The organism is Agrobacterium sp. 33MFTa1.1, assembly GCF_004328495.1.
In the GTDB taxonomy this organism is placed as follows: domain Bacteria; phylum Pseudomonadota; class Alphaproteobacteria; order Rhizobiales; family Rhizobiaceae; genus Agrobacterium; species Agrobacterium pusense.
Genome location: NZ_CP036358.1, coordinates 1,867,757 through 1,891,837 on the forward strand (window position 1 = coordinate 1,867,757; position 24,081 = coordinate 1,891,837).

Genomic DNA, 24,081 nt, shown 5'->3' on the forward strand with positions numbered 1-24,081 from the left:
TCCCTTTTTTTCGTTCCCTTGCCATTATCAATATCTTCCGGCCACAATCAACTCGCGTGCATTTGCGTGCTTTGGCCCGCCCGTTTGCGACAAAAACGGCAAAAACGTCGGGATTCGAACCTGCAAATGGGAAAAAGCAGACCGCAGAAATCTGTGTTTTTCGCGCCTGCGCACTTTTCAATCCAAATCTTCCTCGTCAAAAGACGCCTGATGCGGCATCGGATCGGGCTTTGTGATCGCCTGGTGAAATCCGGCGCGCCGTTTCGTGAGGTTGCGAGGCGTCCGAAAGGCGCGAAGGCGCTCCGGGAGTGGATAATGGCAAAACTCTATTTCAATTATTCGACGATGAATGCCGGCAAATCGACCATGCTGCTGCAGGCGTCCTATAATTATCAGGAGCGCGGCATGCGCACGCTGATCTTCACGGCCGCGTTTGACGACCGCGCCGGCGTCGGCCGTGTCGCCTCGCGCATCGGTCTGTCCTCCGACGCCCTGACCTTCGATGAAAATACCGATTTGTTCGCTGAAGTATCGGCCCTGCATGTACAGGCGCCCGTCGCCTGCGTTTTCGTCGACGAGGCCAATTTCCTCTCAGAACACCATGTCTGGCAGCTTGCCGAGATTGTCGACCGGCTGGACATCCCGGTCATGACCTATGGTCTGCGCACGGATTTCCAGGGCAAGCTCTTCCCTGCCTCGAAAGAACTGCTTGCGATTGCCGACGAGCTGCGCGAAATCCGCACCATCTGCCATTGCGGCCGCAAGGCGACGATGGTGGCCCGCTTCGACAATGAAGGAAATGTCGTCACGGAAGGCGCGCAGATTGAGGTAGGCGGCAACGAAAAATATGTTTCCTTCTGCCGCCGCCACTGGGTGGAGACGTTCAACGGCGGCTGAGCGGCTGCGTCCGGTTGCCGCATTTGATTTTTCGCAAAGATGACCACCCGGCTCCTGCGCTAGAACGGCGGGGACATCCGCTTGGATGTGCTTTCTCTCAGGAGCAAAATTATGCAGAACAAAATTGCCGGATTTGCCAGCTTCGTCATTGCTGGACTTTTTGCCTTCCCCGCCCTGTCTGCCGAAATCGAAGTGAAGATGCTCAACAAGGGCAGCGATGGTCAGGCGATGGTCTTCGAGCCCGCAACCGTCAAGGCTGCCGTAGGTGACGTCATCACCTTCATTCCGGTGGACAAGGGCCATGACGCGGCAGCCGTGAAGGATATGATCCCCGAGGGGGTTTCCGAGTTCAAGGGCAAGATGAACGAGGCGGTGAAGCTGACGGTCGAGAAGGAAGGCGCCTACGTCGTCAAATGCACGCCGCATCTCGGCATGGGCATGGTCGCGCTCGTTGTCGTGGGCGACGCCGTGCCGGCCAACCTCGATGCCGTCAAGAGCGGCAAACTGCCGAAAAAGGCACGCGACCGGCTGAATGAGGAGATCGCCAGGCTCGGCCTCTGACTGTTTGCCCTCCGGCTCCGCGGCGGCCATTACGTCGCAGTCCGTATGGAGAGCGATGATGGCCGGCGCAGACCGCAGGTTGAGAAAAGTTTCGCAATCATGTTGTATCCCGGTTGACCGGGACATATCTGCAGGACAGTAAATGACCGGAGTCCGACCAGGCGCCGAAGGGCGCCCCACCGGATGGCGGTTTTATTCCGGCATCCAGCCCCGCGGGCAGAGGAGACTATGACGACATGATAGACCGGATCACCGCCACGATTCAGGCAGCCTTCAGTGCCATCGGCAGGGCCGCCGGTCTTCTCGTCGCCTGGCTTTTATGGCCCTTCATGGCCGCCCATGGCTGGTACAGCGGCCGCAACTGGCTCATCAAGGGCCCGATCGCTCTGGTTCTCATCCTGCTTGCCGGCTTCTACGGATATTTCGTCTGGCAAACGCAGGTCTGGAGCAATTTCGATCCGGATTACATTTCCCGTTACAAGCTTGCTGAACGGACCGTGCCGCCCGGACAGGAACTGCCGGCCGCCTCCCCGACATCGCCCGCTGGCGCAACCGGTGCTGCCGCCAACACATCCGCACCGGTGTGCCAGCGCTCGGCCATCGTTGACGCTGCCGCCGATCTCACCGATTTCAACGTCAACCAGAATGCGTGGATTTCCTCCATGCTGCTCTATCGCCTCGGTCTCTTCGGCATGGACTGGGATAGCACACCGTTTCTCGACAACAAGGCCTCATTCCAGCGCGGCGTGAACCAGGCCGTGCGCCGCACCTCGGTGGAGCTGGTGGATACGCTCGGGCGCGTGCGCGGGACATCGGGCATCAACAACAACCTCCAGGAAGCGCGTGGCAATATGCAGTTCAGCGAATATTCCTGGTATTTCGGTCTCGATCCTTTCGGCCCGAAGACGCCGACTCCCAGCTATTACCGCGCCGCGATCCGCAGCTTCCAGGCCTTCAATGGCGAGCTCGTCGCCTGCAAGGCCGTCTTCGACACCCGCGCCGACAACCTGATCCAGTTCATCGACCGCATTGCCGGCGATATCGGCTCGACATCGGCCATCCTCCGTGAGCGTTCGGAAAACTATAATGGCGGTTGGTTCGATACCCGCGCCGACGACCGTTTCTGGTTCGCCTATGGCCAGCTCTACGGTTATTACGGCGTACTTTCCGCAGCCGGATCCGACTTCGCGCAGGTCATCCGCGAACGCAACCTCACCAACCTGTGGAACGACACGCTCCTGCAGACCCGCGCAGCCTTGCGTATCCAGCCGGCGATCATCTCCAATGGTGAGGAGAGCGGCTGGATCATGCCGTCGCACCTGGCCACCATGGGATTTTACGTTTTGCGGGTTCGCTCCAATCTCGTCGAGCTTCGCTCGGTTCTCGACCGATAAGGCGCAGGTTTTCCCGAAGGGCGGGACCGATCAGACGATCAGGCCAAGGCGTATGGTCTTGGCCACCAGCTGGGTGCGGTTCACGCAGTCGAGTTTGCGGATGGCGTTGTTCATATAGGCGTTGACGGTATGTTCCGAGATGGAGAGAAGCTCGGCAATCTCCACCGAGGTCTTCCCCTGCGCCGTCCAGCGCACCACGTCGAGTTCCCGCTTCGTCAGCGGTGAAGGCCCTCTGGAGCCGGTGCGGCAAAGCCGGTCATAGACCTCCAGCGCATGTAGCGCGATCATGCCCAGCTCGTTCAGCGCGGCCTGTTGCAGGGTATCGCGATCGCCTGCGAAATTCATCAGATACCGATTGCCGTTCATGCCGTGTACCGGGACCATGAGACCCGAAGTGATGCCCATGCTGCGCACGGAGGATACGGCATCCTGAAGCGTTTCACACGCAATGTCCGGGTCCTGCAACGACCAATATTGCGGCATCATCGATGATGCGCCGCGCCTGATGACGGGACAATCCCCGAGCGCACCGTCGCTGGTCATCGCATTCACGACCCAGATTGGCAGGCTGCTTTCAATGACCGTCGGCAAGCCATAGGCATTTTGGCCGCCGGGCAGGAGCAGCAGGGTCACATAGGCGTAACCGAAAGCGTGCATCACTTCCTGCAGCGCCTCCAGCCATTGGGACTTGTCGGCAGCAGCCGACAGATCATCGCATAGCCTCGCCTGACGCTCCGTCTTCACCATTCACGCCCCTTCTCCGCGCCGGGTCTTGACGCCAGGAGCGAAAAAATGCGTGGCCATGACGGGGTTGCGACCTTCATATCGTCTGGATTACCCTGCTAAAGCACCGGCTTTTCGGCCTTGTCCTTCGGCTTGGCCATCAGTTTCTCCAGGAAACCAAGCATGACCGCCGAGGCGACAAAAGCCAGATGGATGATCGTGAACCACATCAGCTTGCTGTCCGAGTACTGATTGGCATTGAGAAAGATTTGCAGCAGGTGAATGGACGAAATGGCCACGATTGACGACGCGACCTTGATTTTCAGGCTTCCGGCATCAAGCTTGCCCAGAAACGAAACCTCCGCATCGGCATCGTCGAAACGGCTGACAAAGTTCTCGTAACCGGAAATCATCACCATGACGATCAGGCTGGCGACGAGTGCCGCATCAATCAGGCCCAGCATGGCGAGGATCATGTCGGCTTCGTCGTAGGTAAAAACGTTCTTCGCAACTTTCAGAAACTTGAGCGCGAAAGAAAAGGCGTAGACAGCCAGCGCCGCGACCAGGCCGAGATAAAAAACGACCAGCAGCCAGCGGCTGGAGAGAATGATCCGCTCGACGAGCAGTTCAAGAGACTTCATTTCCGTATCCGATTATTAAACTGTTATTTTCGGGTATGCTTTCTTTCGCCATGTAAACTGGCCGCGAAGATCGTAGCAAGCATCAATGTCGGCACTTTGACCGCATCGTGGCGTTTTCGCCCTGACCCATCTTTTTTGGCCGCGGCCCGCAAACGTAATATTTTTGCAACATAGCGCCCCGCTTTAAAACATGATGCAAAAAGTCATATATAATATGTTGACAGTTATCGTCATGTTTTTTAGTCCTCGCTTATCGGCTCGCCCGTAACCAATCAGAACATATCCAGCCGCGCCTGAGCGCGGCGCGTTTTTGCGCGCCGTGGCTCCTGTGCGCGCATATTCGGGGGTAATCAATGTCCATCTCACGCACGCATTCCGCGCTGCTTCTCTGCACCGCCATGTCTCTTCTGCCCCTGACCGGCCACGCACAGGCACAGGATGCCGCTTCCGGTACCAATGGCACCACCACGCTCGAAAAAATCGTCGTCAAGGGCAAGCGCGTCAAAAGCGCCAATGCCGTCGCCGACACCCCGCTGGCGAGCCAGACGACGGCGGAAGATATCCGCAAGAAGGACATCGGCAGCATCAAGGACCTCGGCAACAGCACGGAACCGGGTGTCGATTACGTCGACGCCAAGCCCGGCCGGCCCGGCGGCCTGTTCATTCGCGGCCTCGGCGGCGCACGCGTCGTCACTTTGATCGACAATATTCCCGTTCCTTACTTCAACAATTTCGCCCGTCAGGGTCAGGCAACCACCACCCTCAGCGACACAAGCTCAAGCTTCGATTTTTCCTCGCTCTCGACGGTCGATGTGGTGCGCGGCGCCGATTCCAGCCGTATCGGCTCCGGTGCCCTTGGCGGCGCTCTGGTACTGCGCACGCTCGAACCGGAGGACCTGATCGGTGAAGGCAGGGACTGGGGCGGTGTCGCCAAGACCACCTATGACAGCGAGGACAGGAGCGTGGGCGGATCGCTCGCCGTCGCCAAGAAGATCGAGAACACCTCGGTCCTGTTCCAGGGCTCCTACAAACGCGGCAATGAAACGGACAACAAGGGTACGGCCGACATCTACGGCACGCGTCGCACCAAGCCCAACCCCGCCGACACCTATGAAAGCAACCTGATGTTCAAGATCCGCCAGGATCTGGAAGGTGGCCACCGCATAGGACTTACTGCCGAACGGTATTCGCTGAGAGACCGCAGCGACATGAAAACCCTTCAGGGTGTCAGCGTATCGGGCTCGACCTATCGCATCGGCGATTACCGCGGTTACGAGGACACTGAGCGCGACCGCGTCTCGCTTGATTATGAATACGAGGCGCCCTCGACTGACGGCGTGATCGATGCCGCCAATCTGTCGCTCTACTGGACGCGCCTCTCCAAGGAATCCGGCGCCGGCGACCGGCTGACCAATAATTCGCTCTATATCCGCGAAGACAGCATGCGCAACAGCGCCTTCGGTATCGTCGGCGGCCTAGAATCCGGGTTCGAGCTTGGCGGCGTGCAGCACACCGTCCGTTTCGGCGGCAACGCCATGACCACCGATTTCAGCCAGGAGCTTTTCGCCAATACGGCCGGTTCGACCTCATCGTCGCAATCGGACATGCCTGACGTGAGCGGCAAGAGCCTCGGCCTTTATCTCGATGACGAAATCGCCTTCGGCAACGGCTTCCGACTGACCCCCGGCCTGCGCTTCGATTCCTACGATTACGATCCCGATGGCTCCGTTTCCAGCAACAGCGGCTACCGAACATTCGGCCTGCCGAGCGGCAATAGCGGCTCGCGCTTCTCGCCGAAGCTTCTTGCCACCTATGACGTCACGCCCGAACTACAGCTTTTCGCACAATGGTCGATGGCCTATCGTGCCCCCACGATCAACGAACTGTATCTGAACTTCTCCAACGTCAGCTCCGGTTACGCTGTTGTCGGCAACTCCGCCCTCAATCCCGAGACCAGCAACGGTTTCGAGATCGGTGCGAACTACGCCTCCGGCGACCTGACGGGAAGCCTGACGCTGTTCCACAACAAGTACAAGAACTTCATCGAACAATATACGACCTCGACAACGCTCTTCCCCGGCTTCGGCGGCAGGGGCAACGGATCGCTGTTTACCTATCGCAACCGCAACAACGTCGAAATCTCCGGTGTGGAGGCCAAGGTCCGCAAGGATCTGGCAAACGGCTTCTTCGCCCACGCTTCGCTCGCCTACGCCTATGGCAAGGACACCGACACCAACGAGTTCATCCGCACGGTGGCACCGTTCAAGTCCGTCCTCGGCGTGGGTTATGCGCAGGATGTCTGGGGCACGGAACTGACGGGCGTTTTCTCCGCCGGCATGCGTGACGACAGGGTGGCCAACACTTTCGACGCCCCCGGTTACGGCGTCTTCAACCTGACCGGTTGGTGGGAACCCGAGCAGACCAAGGGCCTGCGCATCCAGGCCGGCATCTACAACCTGTTCGACAGGAAATACTGGAATGCCGTCGGCGTCCGCGACGTGAACCCGAATTCGGTCAGCACGGTCAATCAGCCGGTCGATTTCTACACGGAAGCAGGCCGCACCTTCAAAATCTCCCTGACCCAGAAGTTCTAAATCCGGGGCGGAAGCATCAACTCCAGTCGGGCGGCCTTTCGGGTCGCCCCTTTTTGTCAGCGGCAATAGAGATAGCCGCCTTTTCGCTCCAGCACGTCGAGATGCAGGTGATCCTGATGGGTTGCGTCGCTGCCGGGCGAAAGGACCGTGCGGAAAAACAGGCAGGCGGCAGCGGTAATCGTGCGCTGAAAAGCACCCTCCGGCGTCCGGTCCTCACCGCGCGGCTTCATCACCAGCGGCTCGCCCTTATCGAAGGAAATGGTGGAAATATCCACGGCATTGCCCTTGGCATGTTCGGAAATCTTGCCGTTTTCCGCGCTGTTGCGGTTTCGGCAAATATAGGTCGAGGCATTGGCGATGGCCGTCACCTTTTTCTCCGGCAAAGCCAGAGCGGCCGCCGGCACCATCATCTCCTTGGTCCAGCGTGAAAGCGCAAGCGCGGTTTCACAGCGCATGGTTCCAGATGGCTCAAGCTTGATGCCAGGCAGAACCACGGAAAGCTCGATAGGCGCGTCGATGCCGCACCCCTGTTCCGTATCGCGGATCGGCTCAAGCTGCTTGAACTCTGCACCGATCCCCTTCAACGAGGCAAGGCATGCCTGGAGTGCGGCCGGGTCCTCCGGCTTCACCGGCTCCGGTGGCTTCTCATCAGGTTTCGCCGTTTCGACAGTCGGTTTCTTCTGCTCCACGCCATCCTTGTCCTCGCCTTCCTTCTTGGCGTCATCGGAACCCTTGTCTGCGGGTGTCTTTTCACCATCGGATTGCTGGTTTCCGGAAGCATCGGGTTTCGCGACCGGCTGCTCCTCGGGCTGCGGCTTGGGAACGGGTTTGGGTGCTTCCGCCGGCCTTTGCGGCGTCTTGTCGGATGGCTTTTCCGAGGGGGTGGAGGACTGCCCCTCACCCGGTTTCGGCTGCGGCACCGGTACCTGCGCCGGCGGTTCAGAGGCAGAAATCAGTGCGAGGGTGGTTACCAGAAGACACAGGCGATGAAGCATTTGACGGGGCACTCCTGACCGTTTCGGCAGGGTTGCAACGCCGCGGCGGCCCGTAAGGTTCATTCCCTTGCCGAAATCCGCTTGCCAAGGCGGATCGTGCACGCTAACAATTTTCGCATGAACATCGTGTCTAAGAACATTGCTAACTGGTGGTGGAGCAGCTTTACGCGGCCTTGACCAGTCATGTCTTCAGACAAAGTCCAAGCCGCCCGAATTTTCAGGCGGCTTTTTTGTTATCTTGCCGCCTGTCATCGGGCCTGAACAACGGGAAGTGCGAAAGAAATGGTAACGATCATTCAGGATGACGGAGCGGAAACCTACGAGACGAAAGGCGGCATCAAGGTCAGCCGAAAGCGCCGGCCTGCCGATTATGCCAACGCCATCGACAATTATGTCGAAAAGCTCGATTCCCATCGCGGCGCGGTTTTCTCATCCAACTATGAATATCCCGGCCGCTACACGCGCTGGGACACGGCCATCATCGACCCGCCGCTCGGCATTTCCTGTTTTGGCCGCAAGGTGTGGATTGAGGCCTATAATGGCCGCGGCGAAGTACTGCTTTCCTTCATCACCGAAAAGCTGAAGGCGACGCCCGATCTCACGCTCGGCGCTTCCACCACGCGTCGTCTTGATCTCACCGTCAACGAACCGGACCGCGTCTTCACCGAAGAAGAACGCTCAAAAATCCCGACCGTCTTCACTGCGCTGCGCGCCATAGTCGACCTCTTCTATTCGAACGCGGATTCGGCAATCGGCCTGTTCGGCGCCTTTGGTTACGACCTCGCTTTCCAGTTCGACGCCATCAAACTGTCGCTGGCGCGCCCGGAAGACCAGCGCGACATGGTGTTGTTCCTACCCGATGAAATCCTGGTCGTTGATCACTATTCCGCCAAGGCCTGGATCGACCGTTACGACTTCGAAAAGGGCGGCGTGACGACGGACGGCAAGTCCTCCGACATAGCAACCGATCCCTTCAAGACAACCGATACGATCCCGCCCAAGGGCGATCACCGTCCCGGCGAATATTCCGAACTTGTCGTGAAGGCCAAGGAAAGCTTCCGCCGCGGCGATCTGTTCGAGGTCGTCCCCGGCCAGAAATTCATGGAACGCTGCGAAAGCAACCCGTCGGCGATTTCGCGCCGCCTGAAGGCGATCAACCCGTCCCCCTACTCCTTCTTCATCAACCTCGGCCATCAGGAATATCTGGTCGGCGCCTCGCCGGAAATGTTCGTGCGCGTCTCCGGCCGCCGCATCGAGACCTGCCCGATCTCAGGCACCATCAAGCGCGGCGATGATCCGATTGCCGACAGCGAACAGATCCTGAAACTGCTCAACTCGAAGAAGGATGAGTCCGAACTGACCATGTGTTCGGATGTGGACCGCAACGACAAGAGCCGCGTCTGCGAACCCGGTTCGGTCAAGGTCATTGGCCGCCGCCAGATCGAGATGTATTCGCGCCTCATCCACACGGTGGACCACATTGAAGGCCGCCTTCGGGACGATATGGACGCCTTTGATGGCTTCCTCAGCCACGCCTGGGCCGTGACCGTCACCGGCGCACCGAAGCTCTGGGCCATGCGCTTCATCGAAGGCCATGAAAAGAGCCCGCGCGCCTGGTATGGTGGTGCGATCGGCATGGTCGGTTTCAATGGCGACATGAATACAGGCCTCACTCTGCGTACCATCCGGATCAAGGACGGTATTGCCGAGGTGCGTGCGGGTGCGACCCTGCTCAACGATTCCAATCCGCAGGAAGAAGAAGCCGAAACCGAACTCAAGGCGTCCGCCATGATATCAGCCATTCGCGACGCGAAAGCCACCAACGCCGCTTCCACCAAGCGCGATGCGGCCAAGGTCGGTACTGGCGTGAAGATCCTGCTTGTCGATCACGAAGACAGCTTTGTCCACACGCTGGCGAATTATTTCCGCCAGACCGGTGCGACCGTCTCCACCGTCAGATCGCCGGTCGCAGCCGACGTATTCGATCGCTTCCAGCCCGATCTCGTCGTGCTTTCCCCCGGACCGGGCAGCCCGACGGACTTCGACTGCAAGGCGACGATCAAGGCGGCCCGCGCCCGCGAATTGCCGGTCTTCGGCGTCTGCCTCGGCCTTCAGGCTCTGGCGGAAGCCTATGGCGGCGAGCTTCGCCAGCTTGCGGTGCCGATGCATGGCAAACCCTCGCGCATCCGCGTGCTGGAACCGGGCCTCGTCTTCTCCGGTCTCGGCAAGGAAGTGACCGTTGGCCGTTACCACTCGATCTTTGCCGACCCCTCCACCCTGCCGCGTGATTTCATCATCACGGCCGAAAGCGAGGACGGCACGATCATGGGCATCGAACATGCCAAGGAACCCGTGGCTGCCGTTCAGTTCCACCCGGAATCGATCATGACGCTTGGCCAGGACGCCGGCATGCGCATGATCGAGAACGTGGTGGTGCATCTGACCCGCAAGGCGAAGACGAAAGCCGCGTGATGGCTGCCGCCGATACCACCAACATCGAGCCGATACGGGCGGAGCACGTTGAGAGCTTTCACCGTGCGCTCGATGCGGTATCGCGCGAGCGGAAATATCTGAGCTTCCTGGAGGCGCCGCCGCTCGATGCGGTGCGCGCCTTCGTTCTCGACATGATCGAGAACAACCATCCGCAATTTGTAGCGATTGCGGATGGCGAAGTGGCGGGCTGGTGCGACATTCGCCGCCAGGACAGAGTAACCCGCGCCCATTGCGGCACACTCGGCATTGGTATCCTACAGGCCTACCGTGACAAGGGACTTGGCGCGCAGCTGATGCGGCGAGCGCTCGATTCCGCCCGTCAAGGCGGGCTGCGTCGTGTCGAGCTGAGCGTGCATGCGGACAACGCCAGAGCGATAGCGCTGTACGAAAAAATCGGCTTTGTGCATGAGGGCCGGGCCCGCGATGCCGTTCTGATCGACGGGCGCTATATCGACAGCCTGAACATGGCGATCATCCTCGGCAACTAACCCCTCGGCAGCGCAGCGGAAATACAAAGCGCGAATTTCTTCAGCAGCTGCAGGTCGAAATGTCCCTCCCGGCGCAGCATCCAGGTCAGCGCGTCATTCGCCGTCCATGGCTTCTTGTAGGGTCTGACCGAAGTCACGGCGTCGTAAACGTCGCAGATGGCCGCGATACGCGCGTAAAGGGTGATCTCGCTGCCGGCACGCCCGCTGGGATAACCGCCGCCGTCAATTCGCTCATGATGATTGAAGCAGACATCAAGCACCATCTCAGGCATCTGCTCGTTTCGCGACAATATTTCCCGCCCGAATGCAGGGTGGAGATTGATGATTTTGCGTTCGTCGGTGCTCAACCCATCCGCCTTGTTGAGAATGGACGAGGGGATTTCCACCTTGCCAATATCATGCAGCAGGCCACTGACGCCGAGCAGATCGACCGTTCCGCGGTCGAGCCCGAGATAATTACCGAAGAGGATCATCAGCCCGCTGACGGAAACCGAGTGCACGAAAGTCGTTTCATCTTTCGATTTCAGGCGGGTGACCCCGATGAAGATCGCCGGGTTCGACTGCACGGCATCGGAAATCTTGCCCGCCGCCGCCGCCATGCCCTTCAGCGACACAAGGCCGCCGGCTTCTGCGGAAGCAAAGGTCTCGGAAATAGTGCCTGCCGCTGATCGGACCGCATGGGTTACGGCGGCAATGGTTTCCGGGCAATTGTCCGGCGCCAGCGAAACCGCAGCCGAACGCCTGCCGCCTTCGGTATCGTATCCCCTGGCCGTGTTGATGATGATGCTTTCAGCGCCGCTTGATTTCAGTTGCCGCATCAATTCCTCCTGCCGCAAAAGAAAGCGGTGCCGCTTTAAAAATCCCTGATTCGAAAGCGTTCCTTCGACCGCTTCGATAAACATGCCAAGTGTCAGTTGCTGGGTGGAAATTCGTTTGAGCATCAGACGCTTTTATTTTCCTTCCCGGGAATATAACCTAAAACCGCAATTCGTAAAAATGCCGGTGCACAACCGGTTGAACTATAAAGGTGAAGTCAAGCCTTCCCAATCCCGCCTAAACTTGAACCTTGAAGATTAGATACCACAAATATGAAAATTTTTTACTCTCGATATATTTAAAACTCAAAGAATCAATTCGAATAGATCCAGAAACAACCCTCGAATGTAAATAATGAAGATTCTCGCATACGACGTAAATCAGGAGCCGAAGAAAGCCGCATGAATTCCAGACTTGAAAAGCGCATCGACCAGGGTACGGGCCGTGAACCGGCAGACATGGTTCTCAAGAACGGCCGCTTCTTCGATCTCGTCACCGGAGAACTCGTTGCCTCGGATATCGCCATTTGTGGCGATACGATCGTGGGAACCGGTGAAAGCTATGAGGGTTACCGGGAAATCGATATTTCCGGCAAAATCGTCGTCCCCGGTTTCATCGATACGCATCTCCATATCGAATCGTCGCTGGTGACACCGCATGAGTTCGATCGCTGCGTTTTGCCGTATGGCGTCACCACCGCCATTTGCGACCCCCATGAAATTGCCAATGTGCTCGGGGTGGAGGGGCTTCAGTTCTTCCTCGACAGCGCCATGGAAACCATCATGGACATCCGCGTGCAGCTTTCCTCCTGCGTGCCCGCCACTCACCTGGAAACCGCTGGCGCCGACCTGCCGATTGAAAAGCTGCTGCCGTTCCGGAGCCACCCGAAGGTCATCGGCCTTGCTGAATTCATGAATTTCCCCGGTGTCATCCACAAGGACCCGGTGTGCATGGCGAAGCTGGAGGCTTTTCAGGGCCAGCATATCGACGGGCACGCACCGCTTCTTTCCGGAACAGCGCTGAACGGTTATCTCGCTGCCGGCATCCGCACCGAGCATGAATGCACGAGTGCAACGGAAGCGCTGGAGAAAATCCGCAAGGGCATGCACATTCTGGTGCGCGAAGGCTCGGTCTCGAAAGACCTGCATGCCCTGATGCCCATCATAACCGAGCGGCTGTCGCCCTATCTGGCGCTCTGCACCGATGACCGCAACCCCCTCGACATCGCCGAACAGGGCCATCTCGACTACATGATCCGCACCGCGATCGCCAGCGGCGTGGAACCGCTCGCCATCTATCGCGCCGCCTCTATTTCCGCCGCCAAAGCCTTTGGCCTGCGCGATCGCGGCCTGGTCGCGCCGGGCTGGCGCGCCGATCTCGTGGTGATCGACAGCCTGGAAAGCTGCAAAGCCAGCATGGTTCTTTCCGGCGGCCGGATCGTCGACGATGCGCTCTTTGCCACGCGCAAACCGGTCGCACCGGTCGGTCTCGACAGCGTCAAGGCGAGACCCGTGCTCGCCTCGCATTTTGGCGTGCCGGTCACGGAAGGCGAAAGCCCTGTCATGGGCGTGCTTCCCGGCAAGATCATTACCGAGCACCGTCGCTACAGACTGCCGACGGACGGCAACCAGACCACCGTCGATCTCGAAAACGATATCATCAAGGTCGCCGTCATCGAACGCCACGGCAAGAACGGCAACCATGCCAATGGTTTCGTTCAAGGTTTCGGCCTGAAAAAGGGCGCCATCGCCTCCACCGTCGGCCATGACAGCCATAATATCTGCGTTGTCGGGGTGAGCGAAGACGACATGGCGCTGGCCGCTAACCGGCTGGGCGAAATCAAGGGCGGTTTTGTCGTGGTGGAAGACGGCAGGGTGACAGGCGAAATCGCTTTGCCCGTCGCCGGGCTGATGAGCCTTGAACCCTACGAGACCGTTCGCGATACGCTGCACACCCTGAGAAAAGCAGCCTATGCGCTGGGCACCACGCTGGAAGAACCCTTCCTTCAGGTCGCCTTCCTGCCCCTGCCCGTCATCCCCCATCTCAAGATTTCCGACATGGGCATGGTGGATGTGGACCGGTTTGCGCTGATCTGATGGTGGCTTGGCGACTAGCGGCAGCGAAGAACGCTTCGCCTCCGTTTTTGAGGCCGCTGGCGCGGCCTCATGCCTTCGTCTCCGCAGGCCAGGTGACATAATAATATTTGCCCGCGACCCTGCCGAAATAGGCATTTTTTCCCGTCGCCTTTTCGACATAACTCCCGTTTCCGTCCTTGGAAAGCGCACCGTCTTCGCTGCGCTTCAGTTGAGTATTGAGGAAGTCGACCCAGTTGGTCTTGGCGGTATCGGTAGCTGTGGTCGGCGTTGCTTTTTTCTGGTTGGGATCCCACGCATTGATCGTTTTACCCTGAGTGGGATTGGTAACCTGCAGGGCCCCGCGCTCGAGAGCGCCTACCATTGCCCGGGCGCGCAGATATTGCGCCGGATCGTCGCCAGCCAACGCGAGCTTCGCTTTCAGATTCCGCATGAAAGCGGGCGACGCGATATAGTCGGCCGAAGAGGTTTTTGCCGCTGGTGTCGATGAGGATGTGCGGGCCGCCGATTTCCCGGAAGGAAATACATCGCGGATGGACGGAAGGGCAGCCTTGGCTTTGCCGCCTGAGGACCTAGTATTACCGCTGTTGGGCTGATTGAAATTCTTGATTGAAACGGACATGACAATTCCTGCTTCACTAACGAGTGGTGATGGAAATATACAGGACTCGATGTTTGACGCCGAAAGCTTGCCCAAGACTTGCAGTACAGCCGAAATAAATGCGAAACCATTATTTATGCGGAGGAAAAACGATAATATAAACATTCTAAATTATGAATATACTTAAATAGCTTCGTTACGACGTTAAGACAAAGCCATGACGTCACATGCGGCGGTGGCAACCCGCCCCGCAGCCAGACACTCTTCGCGGATCAGCACAGGCAGCTTATCGCTTCGGGATCAGCGACCTGCGAAAATAAACGACGCGCTCCGTTTCCTCAAATCCCAGGGCCGCATGCATGCGATGGGAGCTGAGATTGGCGATATCGGCATCGGAGGCAAGTTCGCTGACGCCTTGGTCGATGGCCCAGCGGGTCACCTGCTCCACCAGAAGGGCGGCGACGCCCTGCCTGCGAAACGCCTCCTCCACGTAGATTCCCTCAAGAAACGCCACGGGTGACGTATCGCAGCCGTTGACGTAATCCCGCCGCAGGCTGACCTCGGCAAAACCAATGGCCGATCCGTCAAGATCGTGAACGATAAATCCAGCCCCGGTTTCGCAAACGTCCTGCAACTCAGCCCGATGGTCTTCAGGCGCCGTATCGGGCCAGAGACGGTGTCGCAGAAGGCACCAGTCATCCGGATAGTCGCCAGCATTTCGGACGTCGAAAGTCCCGCTCATTCAACGCTCCCGCAAAACACGTCCAGCCCCTCAAGCTTGACGATGCCGCCATCAAACAGCGGCTCGAAACCCGGCATCGGCAGGATTGTCGTCACGTTCATGCCCCTGGGGATGGGAAACTCCACCGGCTTGCGCGTCAGGTTGAAAACGAAAAGCAGCGTATGCTCGCCCTTGTGACGCGTGAAGGCCAGCACGTCGAGATTGGTTTTCAGGAACGTCATGTCCCCGTCACGCAGCGCGCCATGGCTTTTCCGGAACGACAGAACCGCCCGGTAATGGTTCAGGATCGAGTCCGGCCTTCGTTCCTGCGCATCCGCGGCGTGCATGGCATGCGCATAGGGCACCGGCAGCCACGGTTTGTCAGCGGTCGAAAAGCCGGAATTCTGCTTGCCTGTTTCCCACACCATCGGGGTGCGGCATCCATCGCGCCCCTTGAAGGCTGGCCAGAAGCGGATGCCATAGGGGTCACGCAAATCAGCGAAAGCCAGCTCAGCCTCCGTCAAGCCAAGTTCCTCGCCCTGATAGAGGCAAATGGACCCGCGCAGGCTGGCGAGAACGCAGATAGCGAGCTTGGCAACCCGCGTCTGTTCTTCGGCGCCTTCCGAAAACCGGCTGAGATGGCGCACCACGTCATGGTTGGAAAAGGCCCAGCAGACCCACCCGTCCGTCACCACCTTGCCGAAAGTCTCGACCGACCCGCGGATGTGTTTGGCGGTGAAATCCGGCCCCAGAAGGTCGAAGGTGTAGCACATGTTGAGCTTGTCGTTGCCGGACGTGTAAGCAGCAACGGTCTTCAACGACCGCGCGCCGTCACCCACTTCACCCACGGTGGCGCGGCCCTCATACTCATCGAGTAGTGCGCGGAAGCGCTTCAGGAAACCGATATTTTCCGGCCGGGTCTTGTCATAGAGATGGTCCTGCATGCCGTAGGGATTGACGTCGGAAGCGTCGAGCCCGAAGCTTTCCTCGTCGAACAGCGGCGGGTTGTCACGCAGGAGCTTGTCGTGGAAATAGTGATTGACGGTATCGAGCCGGAAACCGTCCACGCCGCGATCCAGCCAGAAGCGTACCGTTTCCAGCAGCGCATCCTGAACCTCAGGATTGTGGAAGTTCAGGTCCGGTTGCGACGTCAGGAAGCTGTGCATGTAATATTGCTTGCGCACGCCATCCCACTCCCAGGCCGGCCCGCCAAAAACTGAAAGCCAGTTCGTCGGTGCCGTGCCGTCCGGTTTGGGATTGGCCCAGACATACCAGTCGGCCTTGCTGTTCGTCCGGCTCGCCCGGCTGTCCACGAACCAGGGATGCTGGTCCGACGTGTGCGAGATGACCTGGTCGATGATGACCTTCAAGCCGAGACGATGCGCCTCGGCCATCAGCGCATCGAAATCAGTGAGCGTGCCGAACAGCGGATCGACATTGCAATAATCCGAGACGTCATAGCCCATATCCGCCATGGGCGAGGTGAAGAAGGGCGAAAGCCAGATTGCGTCGACACCGAGCGAGGCGATGTATGGCAAGCGCTTGGTCACGCCGGCGAGATCACCATAGCCGTCGCCTGTCGTGTCCTGAAACGAACGCGGATAGACCTGATAGATCACCGCTCCCTTCCACCAGTCCGATTGCGCTTGGGGTTTGTGGACCGGGGCATGGGATAACGTCATCGGCAATCTCCTGATCGTGTCTGACGGAGAGAATATAAAGCCGCCGCCTCCGCGTAAACCTTAACTTCGCACCTGCACAAACGGCCAAAACCACCTTGTCAGCAGCGCGCACTCGTCGTAAGCCGCATGGCTGGAAAAAACGGGAGGATGACGGCGTGGGCGGACGATTTCTGTCGATTGGCGAATGTATGGTGGAACTGTCGCAGGCCGGCAACGGGCTGCTGCGTAAGGGTTTTGCCGGCGACACCTTTAATACCGCCTGGTATGCGCGCGCCTGCCTGCCGGAGGACTGGTCCGTCGATTATTTCACCGCACTCGGCGATGATCCGCTTTCGGAAGACATGCTGGCATTCATTGCGGAAGCCGGCATCGGCACGGAAAAAATCCGCCGCATCAAGGGCGGCACGCCCGGCCTTTACCTGATCAACCTGAAAGACGGCGAACGCACCTTCAGCTACTGGCGCAATGCCGCGGCGGCAAGACAGCTCGCTGCGGACGCGGACCACCTGCGCAAAACGGTCGAAAACGCCGACGTCGTCTATTTCTCCGGCATTACGCTCGCCATCCTCGCCTCCGCCCATGATGTCGATACATTCCTTGCGGAACTGCGCCGCGCCAGGGCGGCCGGTAAGCTCGTGGTCTTCGATCCCAACATCCGCCCGCGCCTCTGGGCGGACAAGGAGATGCTGGAGACGATCTCCAATGGCGCCCGCGCCGCGACGCTTGTCATGCCGAGCTTCGACGACGAGGCGAGCCATTTCGGCGATGTATCGGTGGAAGTGACCATTGCCCGTTACCGTTCGCTCGGTGTTGAAAACATCGTTGTGAAGGACGGCGCCAAAGGCGCAACACTCGATTTCGGCGGCAGCCGCAGCCACGCCCCGGCGATGAAGGCCGTTGAGGTGGTTGACACGACGAGCGCCGGCGACAGTTTCAACGGCGCCTTCCTCGCCCGTTATGTGACCGGAAGCTCTCCGGAAGAAGCGGCCACTTTCGCCGCAAGGGCGGCGGCAACCGTCATCGGCCACCACGGCGCGCTGATCAGCCCCGAATTGCTCCCTCTCGTCGGATAGCCGCCACGCCCGGCCAGCAAACAAGGTTTTGCAGCCGTCACAGACCCTGACATGATCCTGTAACACGCGCGCCGCATATACGGGCGGAAGCCGGGCAATGGGGATTCGCCCGTGCGCAGATGAGCAGGATCGGTGTTCATGACGAGAATCACGATTGTCACAGATGCCTGGCACCCGCAGGTCAACGGCGTGGTTCGCTCGATCGAAAACACCAATACCGAACTCGCGCGGCTCGGCGTCGATGTGCGCATGGTGACGCCGCAGAGTTTTTACAGCATCCCCTGCCCCACCTATCCGGAAATCCGCCTTTCGGTTGCCGGCTATCGCCGCGTGGCGGCGGAGATCGAAAAAAGCCAGCCCTCCTTCGTGCATATTGCCACAGAAGGGCCGCTGGGTTTCATGGCGCGGCGCTGGTGCGTCAAGAACCGCATGCGTTTTTCAACCAGCTATCACACCCGCTTCCCCGAATATGTGGCGGCGCGCTTTCCCGTGCCGGAAAGCTGGCTTTATGCCTTCGTGCGCTGGTTCCACAATGGCGGCAACACCTGCATGGTGGCGACGCCAAGCCTTGAGACAGAACTGGAGGCGCGCGGCGTGCGCAACCTCAAACGCTGGAGCCGCGGCATCGACGCCGAGCTTTTCCATCCCCGCCCGAAGGCAAAGCTGCCCTTCGACCTGCCGAGACCGATTTTCATGACCGTGGGACGTGTAGCGGTGGAGAAGAACCTGCCGGAATTCCTCGATCTCGACCTGCCGGGATCTAAGGTCGTCATCGGCGACGGCCCCGCCCGCCATGAATTGCAGGAAAAATACCCTGACGTCCTTTTCACCGGCGTCAAGACCGGCGAGGATCTTGCCGACGCCTATGCGCAGGCCGATGTCTTCGTTTTCCCGTCCAAGACAGACACCTTCGGCAACACCATTCTGGAAGCTCTGGCAAGCGGCGTGCCCGTGGCCGCCTTCCCCGTTACCGGACCAATCGACATCCTTGGCGGCAACCCGGCGGCCGGAGCGCTGGACGACAATCTTCGCGATGCCTGTCTTGCCGCCCTTCATTGTTCGCCCCAGGCGGCGCTGGCGCTCTCCAGGAGCTACAGCTGGGAAAAGGCATCCAGGCAATTCCTCGACAATGTCATTCATGCCGCTGGCAAATCGCTGCCGCTGCTCTCCCGCTCCCAACTTGCATGAGTCGATCCCCGAGATTTTCTTCAGGGATAGTGGACGAAACCGATCGGGAATGTCACAAGGCGATCAGGACGCGACTGCCGTTATCTTTAGAACGGGGTCGGGCTGCTGATTGACGTCAGGCGGCTGCCGCGAGATTACGCTGGCCGTCCTTTAGTCCGATAAACCGGTGCCTACCAGGCACCGACCAGAGATTCTCCCGTCAGCGGCACGGCCCGTTCCTTTCCGTCTCGGTCCTTGACCGAAAGAGATGCGGCCATCTGCTTGGGTGACTTGCGGAACCAGTTGGCGGCGACGCTTGCCATATCTCCGATCGCCGCCTGTTTGTGCCATTCGGCAAAGCGCCTGGCTGTTGCTTCAGGCTCCGAACGATAGAAGAAATCGCCGGATTGGCCGAGATCGTTGATGGATGCCGCCATGGCGGAGAGTGGCCGCTGGAACATTTTTGCCGGCACCGACAGCCCCCGGGCGCTATCGGCAAAAGCCGGCGCCATGAAATCGATCGCCCAGCCATCGGCATCGATCCAGCAGTGGAAATTCTCGCCCGCACCTGTCACGTAACCATCGTCGCGATGATCCGCGAACAGGAGCACCTTTCCGTCAAGATTATAGGCCGCAAGCCCGCCCTTCGGCACCGCTTTCACCTTGTAGTGCTGCTGCAGGATGAAGGCGCCGAAAGTGCTGAAATACATCGAGGCCGAAGCGGGATCGGCATTCTGGGCGAGGAGCAGGCTGTTGATGACGCGGTAGATCCGCTGATAGTCGGTCTGCTTGATCAGCATGATTTTTACTCTTCAAAACAAGGCGTTGGATGAGCGTCCGCCGCTTGTTTCTTCTCCCCGAGGGGGAGAAGTCCGCGGCAGCGGGATGAGGGGGCTAGGCCAGCGATATACGGAGAGCTTGCCCCCTCATCTGACCCTTCGGGCCATCTTCTCCCCGGCAGGGAGAAGAAAATTGCCGCGACGTCTCACGCCAAAATCAACGTCTCTTCTTCGCCTTGCTCTCGAACGGATTGTCCGAGCCGCGATAATGTACGCGGATCGGCACGCCCGGCATGTCGAAATCCTTGCGCAGGCCATTGACGAGATAACGCGTATAGCTCTCCGGAATGGCTTCCGGCCGCGTGCAGGAAATCATGAAGGCGGGCGGGCGGGCCTTGACCTGCGTCATATATTTCAGCTTCAGGCGGCGGCCGGAGACGGCCGGCGGCGGGTGCTGCGTGGTCTGCGCGTCGAGCCAGCGGTTAAGCCTTGCGGTGGAGATGCGGCGGTTCCAGACCTTGTCGGTATCGATGATATTCTGCATCAGCCGGTCGAGACCATACCCCGTCTGTCCGGAAATCGGCACGGCGCGAATGCCGCGCGCCTGCGGCAGCAGACGCTCGGTCTTTTCACGTAGATCGGCGAGATAGGCCTGCGGGTCTTCCACCAGATCCCATTTGTTGAAGGCGAGCACGGCGGCGCGGCCTTCGCGAATGACGAGATCGACCAGCTGCAAATCCTGCTTTTCGAACGGAATGGTGCTGTCGAACACGATGACGACGGTTTCGGCGAAGCGGATGGAGCGCAGCGAATCCGCAACAGAGAGCTTTTCCAGCTTCTCCGTCACCTTGGCCTTGCGGCGCATGCCAGCCGTATCGAACATCTTGATGGTGCGGCCGCGCCAGTCCCATTCGACGGAAATACTGTCGCGGGTGATACCGGCTTCGGGGCCGGTCAAAAGGCGATCTTCGCCGAGGAAACGGTTGATCAGCGTCGACTTGCCCGCATTCGGCCGGCCGATGATGGCGACGCGCAGCGGCTTGGTCTCGTCATAGACGGGCTCTTCGTCTTCCTCGTCCTCGCTGCCGGGCTCGCTGCGTGGCAGAACGATATCCGTTTCCGCCTCGTCCACCTCCGGCGGGAAGGCGACGTCTTCGCCGATCGCCTCGACAATGGCGTCGCGCAGGTCGATCATTCCCTGGCCGTGTTCGGCCGAGATCGGGCAAGGATCGCCAAGACCGAGCGTGAAGGCATCATAGAAACCGGCGTCGGAACCGCGCGCTTCGGATTTATTGGCCACCAGCACCACCGGCTTGCCGCGACGTCGCAGCATTTCCGCCAGCGTCTCGTCGGCGGGTGTCAGGCCTGCCTTTGCATCCACGACGAAGAGTGTCACGTCGGCATCGTCGATCGCCGCTTCCGTCTGGGCCCACATGCGGCCCTGAAGCGTTTCCGGCCCGGATTGCTCCAGACCGGCGGTATCGATGATGGTGAAACGCAGGTCGACGAGCTTTGCCTCGCCAGGCCGGCGGTCGCGGGTCACGCCGGGCGTATCATCCACCAGCGCCAGCTTCTTTCCGACGAGACGGTTGAAAAGCGTGGACTTGCCGACATTGGGGCGCCCGACTATGGCGACGGTGAAGCTCATTGATCCTGGTTCCTTAAAGCACGTCTGCCCAAAACGTTACCTGTTTTGGGCAAAGGACATGCGTAAAATAATGCGTTGGATCGCTTTGGCAATGCGAAGATTGTCGGCGCGATCTCGGGCGGGGCAGCGGCGTTAGGCAGCCTTGCCCGAAGCGGTGATGTTATCGAGCATGATCTGCGCGCGATTGGTGACGTTACGCGGCGCCTGCGTGTCGCCGACGATCTGCTCGAACCATTGCTTGGCCTTGGCGAAATCGCCAGCCTTATAGGCGGCAAGACCGAGCGCCTCGCGGGCGGAAGCGCGCATGGTCTGGCCGTCAGTGCTGAGCGGTTCGGCAAGCGCAGCCACCTGATCATAGGTGCCATTATCGACCAGCAGCCAGGCGGCGCGAACCTTGGCGGCATCACGGAAGACCTGCGGCGCGGAATTATCGTTGCCGATCGCGGTGAAGGCGGCGATCGCACCGGCCGCATCGCCCTTCTGTGACAGCAGCGTTGCCGAACGGAACTTCGCCAGAACGGGATAGTTGCCGTGACCGGAGGTTTCGAGATCGGCGAAGGCCTTCAGCGCCTCATCCGTCTTGTTTTCGGAAGCGAGCGTCAGGGCCGCCAGGAACTGATCGCCGGAATTGGAGGCACGGCTGGTGTTCCAGTATTCGTAGATGCCGGCACCGGCGGCACCGAGAACAACGAGGACGGCGGCACCCACGACCACGATACCGTAACGGCCCCAGAAGCGCGACAGCTGCTCGGAGCGGATCTGCTCGTTCACTTCGCGGATAAAGGTATCATTCTCGTTTGCCATCAAATTCTCCGTTACCCGCGCGGAGATCGTGTCCCGATCCATCCGTCCGCGGACATACCAAGCCGCTTACCCGGATCAGCAAAAGTAAGGCCAACCGGGTCATGGTCGGCCTTCTAGCCTATTTTGCCTGATATGTAAGGGGGAAACGTCGATTTCCTACATGGCGATGGGCTGAACGCCGATCAACCATTCGTGCAGTTTCAGGATGAAAGCCCCCCACAGAACGATGCCGCCGCCGACCGCCACCAGATCGTAGCGGCTTGAAACGAAGTCCCGGACCACTTTTTCACCTGCCCGCTCCCGGCGCTTCAGCGAAATCCGCATCACCACGCCCCAGGCAAGGAACGACACGAAAAGCAGGATCGAAGACGTTTCGCCATTGGCGAGAAGATGCGCGAGCGCCCAGATTTTGACGGCCAGAATGAGCGGATGTTTGGTCTTCGTTGCGATATGGCCAGCCGGGATAAGGCTGGCCACGAGACAGATCATCGCCAGCAACATCAGGGTAATGGCGATGTGGCTCATCCAGACCGGCGGATACCACAGCATGCCCGTCTTCTGCCGCGCTTCGCCGAAAGCGTAAATGACAAGGCCGAGCGTGATGAGGCTGACGACGGAATAAACGCCCTTGAATGGCCCTTCACCCATCGTCGCGATCATGCGCGCGCGAAACTGCGGTGCGATCACCTTCAGGAGATGGGTGAGCAAAAACAAGGCAAGACAGAGTGCGAGAAAAAGCATGAACACGGCCCCCGGAGTGGAACGAAGCGGCTCAATCACCGCAGTCAAGAACAGGAATTAGGCTGAAAGTCATGAAAACGCCAGACTATTCAAAGCTTCGCCTTATTCCACCCGCAAAAGGCCACGGTGTTCATATGACGGAAGACTGATGTTTCGCCCCTTTGCCGCCTTTTCCCTGTCGCTTCTCGCCGCCCTTCCCGCTTTTGCGCAAGAGGTGCAGAAGCCGAAGCAGCTTGTCATCGTTTCCTTCGACGGTGCGGGTGACAATACCCTGTGGGAAAGAAGCCGGACGACGGCGAAAGAAGTCGGGGCGCATTTCACCTATTTTCTCGCCTGTACGCTGGTGATGGATCGCAGGACCAGCGCCAAGACCTATCAGGGACCGGGCCAGAAGGCCGGCCGCTCCAATGTCGGCTTCGGCCAGTCGCCGGATGAGGTGGAGGCAAGGCTTAGAAACATCTGGGCCGCCTATCGCGAAGGCCACGAGATCGCCAACCACACCTGCGGCCATTTCGACGGCGGGCAATGGACCGCCGAACAGTGGGACGGCGAATTCACCACCTTCACCAGCACGCTGGAAAACGCCTGGCAGATGATCGGCAAGAAGGGCGAGGAGCCCGAAGGCTGGCGCGACATGGTCAAAAAGATCAATGGTTTCCGTGCACCCTATCTGTCGCAGGGTCCGGCGCTGACCGCCGCGCAGAAAAAGCACGGCTTCGTTTACGACGCCACCAGCATCACCAAGGGACCGGAATGGCCAGTGGAGCGGGAAGGCATCCTGCATTTTGGCCTGCCGCTGATACCCGAAGGCCCGGGCAACCGCCCGATCATTGCCATGGATTACAACCTCTTCATCCGCCACTCCGTCGGAGTCGAAACGCCCGATCGCTCGAGCGAGTTCGAAGAGCGCGCCTACACTGCCTTCCGCAACGCTTTCGACAGGCAGTACAATGGCGAACGCATTCCCCTGCAGATGGGCTTTCACTTCGTGAAAATGAATGGCGGCGCCTATTGGAACGCCTATGAAAGGCTGCTGCGCGAGGTTTGCCACAAGACCGATGTCACCTGTGTGAGCTATGCTGAATCCATGCCGATGATCGAGGCGCGCAAGAAGCTGAAGACCGAGGGCTGAAACCTCTTCATGAAAAAAAGGCGGCCGATTGGCCGCCT

At 59.4% G+C, this 24,081-nt stretch carries 21 protein-coding genes; 10 read left to right on the plus strand and 11 right to left on the minus strand.

Going from position 1 to position 24,081, the window contains the following annotated elements; translation table 11 throughout:
• The first annotated feature begins 315 nt into the window (after positions 1-315).
• From EYD00_RS09490 to EYD00_RS09500, 3 genes are all read left to right on the plus strand, one after another.
• Positions 316-897, plus strand: a complete 582-nt coding sequence (locus EYD00_RS09490) for a thymidine kinase (protein ID WP_004443038.1) — start codon at positions 316-318, stop codon at positions 895-897.
• Between the two features lie 111 nt (positions 898-1,008).
• Positions 1,009-1,458: a pseudoazurin gene (locus EYD00_RS09495; protein ID WP_004443041.1), complete on the plus strand. Its 450-nt coding sequence runs from the start codon at positions 1,009-1,011 to the stop codon at positions 1,456-1,458.
• Between the two features lie 236 nt (positions 1,459-1,694).
• On the plus strand, positions 1,695-2,852 hold the full coding sequence (locus EYD00_RS09500) for a DUF2333 family protein (protein ID WP_004443043.1): 1,158 nt from the start codon (positions 1,695-1,697) through the stop codon (positions 2,850-2,852).
• A 30-nt stretch (positions 2,853-2,882) separates the two neighbouring features.
• Here EYD00_RS09500 and EYD00_RS09505 read toward each other — a convergent pair whose 3' ends face one another.
• Positions 2,883-3,599 carry a helix-turn-helix transcriptional regulator gene (locus tag EYD00_RS09505; protein ID WP_004443044.1) on the minus strand — a complete coding sequence of 239 codons (717 nt, stop codon included), beginning with the start codon at positions 3,597-3,599 and terminating at the stop codon, positions 2,883-2,885.
• 95 nt (positions 3,600-3,694) lie between these two features.
• Positions 3,695-4,216 carry a TIGR00645 family protein gene (locus EYD00_RS09510; RefSeq protein WP_004443046.1) on the minus strand — a complete coding sequence of 174 codons (522 nt, stop codon included), beginning with the start codon at positions 4,214-4,216 and terminating at the stop codon, positions 3,695-3,697.
• A 353-nt stretch (positions 4,217-4,569) separates the two neighbouring features.
• Here EYD00_RS09510 and EYD00_RS09515 point away from each other — a divergent pair, with 353 nt between their 5' ends.
• Positions 4,570-6,810, plus strand: a complete 2,241-nt coding sequence (locus tag EYD00_RS09515; protein ID WP_004443048.1) for a TonB-dependent hemoglobin/transferrin/lactoferrin family receptor — start codon at positions 4,570-4,572, stop codon at positions 6,808-6,810.
• Between the two features lie 56 nt (positions 6,811-6,866).
• On the opposite strand, the gene EYD00_RS09520 is transcribed toward EYD00_RS09515, so the two are convergent.
• Complete coding sequence (locus tag EYD00_RS09520; RefSeq protein ID WP_004443050.1) at positions 6,867-7,805, minus strand: extensin-like domain-containing protein; 939 nt, start codon at positions 7,803-7,805, stop codon at positions 6,867-6,869.
• A 282-nt stretch (positions 7,806-8,087) separates the two neighbouring features.
• On the opposite strand from EYD00_RS09520, the gene EYD00_RS09525 reads away from it, so the two are divergent.
• Together EYD00_RS09525 and EYD00_RS09530 are read left to right on the plus strand one after the other, a co-directional pair.
• A complete protein-coding gene (locus tag EYD00_RS09525; protein ID WP_004443052.1) occupies positions 8,088-10,277 on the plus strand; it encodes an anthranilate synthase in 2,190 nt (729 codons plus the stop codon).
• Positions 10,277-10,786 (plus strand): GNAT family N-acetyltransferase, encoded by a 510-nt coding sequence (locus tag EYD00_RS09530; protein ID WP_004443053.1) that lies wholly within the window; start codon positions 10,277-10,279, stop codon positions 10,784-10,786. Before EYD00_RS09525 ends, EYD00_RS09530 begins: the two co-directional genes overlap by 1 nt.
• On the opposite strand, the gene EYD00_RS09535 is transcribed toward EYD00_RS09530, so the two are convergent.
• Positions 10,783-11,727, minus strand: coding sequence for an HD-GYP domain-containing protein (locus EYD00_RS09535; protein WP_004443055.1), 945 nt, complete (start codon positions 11,725-11,727; stop codon positions 10,783-10,785). The genes EYD00_RS09530 and EYD00_RS09535 overlap by 4 nt on opposite strands.
• Before the next feature lie 276 nt (positions 11,728-12,003).
• Here EYD00_RS09535 and ade point away from each other — a divergent pair, with 276 nt between their 5' ends.
• Complete coding sequence (gene ade / locus EYD00_RS09540) at positions 12,004-13,698, plus strand: adenine deaminase (protein ID WP_004443058.1); 1,695 nt, start codon at positions 12,004-12,006, stop codon at positions 13,696-13,698.
• A 67-nt stretch (positions 13,699-13,765) separates the two neighbouring features.
• Here the strand turns inward: ade and EYD00_RS09545 are convergent, their stop codons facing one another.
• The 3 genes from EYD00_RS09545 to bglA all read right to left on the minus strand — a co-directional run bounded on the left by EYD00_RS09545 (position 13,766) and on the right by bglA (position 16,699).
• Positions 13,766-14,317 (minus strand): hypothetical protein, encoded by a 552-nt coding sequence (locus EYD00_RS09545; RefSeq protein ID WP_004443060.1) that lies wholly within the window; start codon positions 14,315-14,317, stop codon positions 13,766-13,768.
• Between the two features lie 265 nt (positions 14,318-14,582).
• A complete protein-coding gene (aac(6'), locus tag EYD00_RS09550) occupies positions 14,583-15,038 on the minus strand; it encodes an aminoglycoside 6'-N-acetyltransferase (protein ID WP_004443061.1) in 456 nt (151 codons plus the stop codon).
• Positions 15,035-16,699, minus strand: a complete 1,665-nt coding sequence (bglA, locus tag EYD00_RS09555; RefSeq protein WP_004443063.1) for a beta-galactosidase BglA — start codon at positions 16,697-16,699, stop codon at positions 15,035-15,037. Before bglA ends, aac(6') begins: the two co-directional genes overlap by 4 nt.
• Positions 16,700-16,854: 155 nt before the next feature.
• On the opposite strand from bglA, the gene EYD00_RS09560 reads away from it, so the two are divergent.
• Together EYD00_RS09560 and EYD00_RS09565 are read left to right on the plus strand one after the other, a co-directional pair.
• Entirely contained in the window at positions 16,855-17,772 is a 918-nt protein-coding gene (locus tag EYD00_RS09560; RefSeq protein ID WP_034498750.1) for a sugar kinase, read from the plus strand.
• A 138-nt stretch (positions 17,773-17,910) separates the two neighbouring features.
• Positions 17,911-18,960, plus strand: coding sequence for a bifunctional monoglucosyl/glucuronosyl diacylglycerol synthase (locus EYD00_RS09565; protein WP_004443066.1), 1,050 nt, complete (start codon positions 17,911-17,913; stop codon positions 18,958-18,960).
• Between the two features lie 170 nt (positions 18,961-19,130).
• Here the strand turns inward: EYD00_RS09565 and EYD00_RS09570 are convergent, their stop codons facing one another.
• The 4 genes from EYD00_RS09570 to EYD00_RS09585 all read right to left on the minus strand — a co-directional run bounded on the left by EYD00_RS09570 (position 19,131) and on the right by EYD00_RS09585 (position 22,911).
• Complete coding sequence (locus tag EYD00_RS09570; RefSeq protein WP_004443068.1) at positions 19,131-19,739, minus strand: DUF2026 family protein; 609 nt, start codon at positions 19,737-19,739, stop codon at positions 19,131-19,133.
• 196 nt (positions 19,740-19,935) lie between these two features.
• Positions 19,936-21,366: a ribosome biogenesis GTPase Der gene (gene der / locus EYD00_RS09575; protein ID WP_004443070.1), complete on the minus strand. Its 1,431-nt coding sequence runs from the start codon at positions 21,364-21,366 to the stop codon at positions 19,936-19,938.
• 132 nt (positions 21,367-21,498) lie between these two features.
• Positions 21,499-22,170 (minus strand): tetratricopeptide repeat protein, encoded by a 672-nt coding sequence (locus tag EYD00_RS09580; protein ID WP_004443073.1) that lies wholly within the window; start codon positions 22,168-22,170, stop codon positions 21,499-21,501.
• 156 nt (positions 22,171-22,326) lie between these two features.
• A complete protein-coding gene (locus EYD00_RS09585; RefSeq protein WP_034498747.1) occupies positions 22,327-22,911 on the minus strand; it encodes an NnrU family protein in 585 nt (194 codons plus the stop codon).
• A 148-nt stretch (positions 22,912-23,059) separates the two neighbouring features.
• Between EYD00_RS09585 and EYD00_RS09590 the strand changes: the two genes are divergently transcribed.
• Positions 23,060-24,043, plus strand: a complete 984-nt coding sequence (locus tag EYD00_RS09590) for a polysaccharide deacetylase family protein (RefSeq protein WP_004443077.1) — start codon at positions 23,060-23,062, stop codon at positions 24,041-24,043.
• The last annotated feature ends 38 nt before the right edge of the window (positions 24,044-24,081 follow it).

Bases quoted from the DNA above. Each gene is read 5' to 3' on its own strand.
- EYD00_RS09530 (WP_004443053.1), top strand. From the start codon at position 10,277: ATGGCTGCCGCCGATACCACCAACATCGAGCCGATACGGGCGGAGCAC.
- EYD00_RS09500 (WP_004443043.1), top strand. From the start codon at position 1,695: ATGATAGACCGGATCACCGCCACGATTCAGGCAGCCTTCAGTGCCATC.
- EYD00_RS09520 (WP_004443050.1), bottom strand. From the start codon at position 7,805: ATGCTTCATCGCCTGTGTCTTCTGGTAACCACCCTCGCACTGATTTCT.
- EYD00_RS09590 (WP_004443077.1), top strand. From the start codon at position 23,060: ATGTTTCGCCCCTTTGCCGCCTTTTCCCTGTCGCTTCTCGCCGCCCTT.
- EYD00_RS09585 (WP_034498747.1), bottom strand. From the start codon at position 22,911: ATGCTTTTTCTCGCACTCTGTCTTGCCTTGTTTTTGCTCACCCATCTC.
- EYD00_RS09580 (WP_004443073.1), bottom strand. From the start codon at position 22,170: ATGGCAAACGAGAATGATACCTTTATCCGCGAAGTGAACGAGCAGATC.
- EYD00_RS09510 (WP_004443046.1), bottom strand. From the start codon at position 4,216: ATGAAGTCTCTTGAACTGCTCGTCGAGCGGATCATTCTCTCCAGCCGC.
- EYD00_RS09490 (WP_004443038.1), top strand. From the start codon at position 316: ATGGCAAAACTCTATTTCAATTATTCGACGATGAATGCCGGCAAATCG.
- EYD00_RS09535 (WP_004443055.1), bottom strand. From the start codon at position 11,727: ATGCTCAAACGAATTTCCACCCAGCAACTGACACTTGGCATGTTTATC.
- EYD00_RS09565 (WP_004443066.1), top strand. From the start codon at position 17,911: ATGACGAGAATCACGATTGTCACAGATGCCTGGCACCCGCAGGTCAAC.
- der (WP_004443070.1), bottom strand. From the start codon at position 21,366: ATGAGCTTCACCGTCGCCATAGTCGGGCGCCCCAATGTCGGCAAGTCC.
- EYD00_RS09570 (WP_004443068.1), bottom strand. From the start codon at position 19,739: ATGCTGATCAAGCAGACCGACTATCAGCGGATCTACCGCGTCATCAAC.
- EYD00_RS09515 (WP_004443048.1), top strand. From the start codon at position 4,570: ATGTCCATCTCACGCACGCATTCCGCGCTGCTTCTCTGCACCGCCATG.
- bglA (WP_004443063.1), bottom strand. From the start codon at position 16,699: ATGACGTTATCCCATGCCCCGGTCCACAAACCCCAAGCGCAATCGGAC.
- EYD00_RS09495 (WP_004443041.1), top strand. From the start codon at position 1,009: ATGCAGAACAAAATTGCCGGATTTGCCAGCTTCGTCATTGCTGGACTT.
- EYD00_RS09505 (WP_004443044.1), bottom strand. From the start codon at position 3,599: ATGGTGAAGACGGAGCGTCAGGCGAGGCTATGCGATGATCTGTCGGCT.
- ade (WP_004443058.1), top strand. From the start codon at position 12,004: ATGAATTCCAGACTTGAAAAGCGCATCGACCAGGGTACGGGCCGTGAA.
- EYD00_RS09525 (WP_004443052.1), top strand. From the start codon at position 8,088: ATGGTAACGATCATTCAGGATGACGGAGCGGAAACCTACGAGACGAAA.
- EYD00_RS09545 (WP_004443060.1), bottom strand. From the start codon at position 14,317: ATGTCCGTTTCAATCAAGAATTTCAATCAGCCCAACAGCGGTAATACT.